This is a genomic window from Methylobacterium sp. A52T (assembly GCF_053346095.1).
Genome location: NZ_JBKFBI010000272.1, coordinates 1 through 2,663, shown reverse-complemented (window position 1 = coordinate 2,663; position 2,663 = coordinate 1). Strand labels below are relative to the sequence as shown.

Below are 2,663 nucleotides of genomic sequence, written 5' to 3'. Positions count from 1 at the left end.
GGCCGCTCGGGCGATGCGGCCCGCCCGTCAGAGCCGGGCGGTGATCGTCGCCAGCACCGTGAACGGCGCCCCGGGGGTGTTGTTGGTCGCGTTGGTCGGCGCCTCGATGTAGCGCGCGTTCGTCAGGTTGCGCATGTTGACCGACAGTCGCCAGTGGGCGTCGAAATCGTAGTACACGAGCGCGTCGAGCCGGTTGTAGGCGCCCACGGTGAAGCTGTTGTCGAGGTCGCCGTAGCGTCGGCCGACATGGGTGACGCCGAAGCCGAGCCCGAGCCCGCGCAGCGGGCCGTCCTGGAACGCGTAGGTCGTCCACAGGCTGCCGCTGAACACCGGCACGCCGGTGAGCCGGTTGCCGACCGCGAAGGTCGTGTCCTTGGTGATCCGCGCGTCGATCAGGCCGACACTGCCGATGATGCTCCAGCCGGGCAGGATCTCGCCGGCCAGATCGGCCTCGACGCCCCGCGACCGCTGCTGGCCGGTGATGACCGAGAAGGTGGGATTGCGCGGGTCGGTGGCCGCGACGTTGTCCCGGACGATCTGGAAGGCGGCCGCGCTCAGGGTCAGGCCGGGCGTGAGATCGACCCGGGTGCCGGCCTCGACCTGCTCGCCCGTGCTGGGCGGGGGGCTCGCCACGTTCAGCACGCTGGCGGTCTGCGGCAGGAACGACGTGGCGTAGCTCGCGTAGAAGGTCAGCGGCTCGAACGGCCGGTAGATCAGCCCGACCCGCGGCGAGGCGCCGAACAGGGTCTGCTCGGGCGGCTGGGTCCGCGAGGCCGGCTGGCGGTTGAAATAGTACTGGCTGCCGAGATCGAACCGGGCCCCGACGACGAGCTGCAGGCCCGGCGCCAGCACGATCTGGTCCTGGACGTAGAGCCCGAACACCTCCAGCTTCTGCTTCAGGTCGGCCTGGAACTGGAGCGGCTGGAAGGCCGCGCCGAACATCGGGTTGAGGAAGCTGACCGGGGCGAGGTTGCCCTGCTGGGAGAAGGCGTGGCGGAAGCCGTTCGAGTACTCGAGCCCGAGGAGCGCCGTATGGGCGAAGCCGAAGGTGTCGAACTTCATCACGGCCTCGGTCTGGCTGTCGACCGCGGCGAAGCGCGAGTTGACCGTGGCTTCGCGCCGGCTCAGCAGCGTGCCGGCATTGTTGACCGATAGGGCACGGGCCGCGAACACGTCGAACGTGCCCCATTGCCCGGCGATGACCTGCCGGAGCGTCAGGTTCTCGTTGACGTCGTGCTCGGCCCGCATGGTGATCGTGTTGAACGCGCCGAAGTAGCGCGAGGACGGCTCACCGTAGAACCGGCCGATGTTGTCGAGCGGGACGCGGCCGCGGAAGGCCACCAGCCCCTCGTCGTACTGGGTGTGCTGGTTGGTGAATTCCGAGTTCACGTAGACCCGGGTGTCGGCGCTCGGCGTCCAGCTGAAGGCCGGCGCCACGAAGACGCGCCGGTTGGTGTCGCCGCCGTAGTTGCGGAAGGTCGGATCCTCCTGGGCGGCGAAGCTGAGACGCGCGGCGAGGCCCTCGACGGCGGGCAGCGCGCTCGACACGGAGCCCTGGAAGCGCCGGAAGCCGAAGCTGCCGCCCTGCACGCTCGCGTCGGCCGTGGGCTCGAAGGTCGGCCGGCGGGTCACGATGTTGATGACGCCGCCGGGATCGCCCCGGCCGAACAGCACCGAGGCCGGGCCCTTGATCACCTCGACGCGCTCGGCGTCCACGAGGTCCCGTGTGACCGGGTAGAAGTTGATGGCCGGATCGACCAGCACGCCGTCGACGGCGAAGACCTGCGTGGAGAACCCGCGGATCAGGTAGTTCTGCGACCGTCCCTGCACCGTGCTGCCGAGAACCACGTTGCTGACGTTGGTCACGGCATCGGTGAGCCGCAGATCCTGCTGGTCGGTGATCACCGAGCGGGACACGACGTTGATCGATTGCGGCGAGTCGCGCACCGGCGTGTCGGTGCGCGTCGCGGTCGCCGAGCGCGTCGCCCGGTAGCCCACGACGGGGCCGTCGGCCCGCTCGCTGGCCGGGCCCGTGCCCGCAACGCTGAGTTCGGAGAGAACGACCTCGTCGGCGGCCGGGTCGGATTGCGCGCGGATCTCCGTCGGCGCGAGCAGGAGGAGTGACGTCGCGAGTCCCGTGCTACAGATATTCAGGCGCGGCCGGCAGTATTGGATGCGATCGACGGCGTCGATCCGGGCGGCATGCATGATCTAAAATCGTTCTCAAGAGCGGCGTATCGACGCGGTGCCGTGTTTCTAGAGTGCAAACGCCGTCCTTTCTCAACGCCGATCCGGAAAGCTGCGGGTGACGCGCGCATCCTCTGCCCGGATGTGGCGCGGAAGGCACGCTTTGAGGGGCAATGCTTTGAAATCATTCAAAGATGCCAACTTCAGAGTGTGTCGTCCGTGGCCTTCACAACCGGCTGAGTCCCGGGATGCGGGCCGACTCACGCCTTCGCGTCCGTCAGGGGGCCGGGCGCGATCGCGCGGGATCGCCCGGGAGAACGGCCGGCCGGCCCGCGCGAGGGGGGAAACGCGGACCGGCCGGCGTACCGCGCGCCGTGTCCGACGCGCGATCGTCGATGGCGGTTCGACCGGCGCGCCGCCGGCGCGCCCCGGGGGCGCGGCGGCGGCGGTGCCGGGATCAGCGGGCGGCGTGTCGG

Annotated in this window: 1 protein-coding gene; it reads right to left on the bottom strand. The window is 69.7% G+C overall.

Translation table 11 applies throughout. From position 1 onward, the window contains the following. Nucleotides 1-27: 27 nt before the first annotated feature. Nucleotides 28-2,208: a TonB-dependent siderophore receptor gene (locus ACLBYE_RS30220; RefSeq protein ID WP_447696988.1), complete on the bottom strand. Its 2,181-nt coding sequence runs from the start codon at nucleotides 2,206-2,208 to the stop codon at nucleotides 28-30. Nucleotides 2,209-2,663 lie beyond the last annotated feature (455 nt).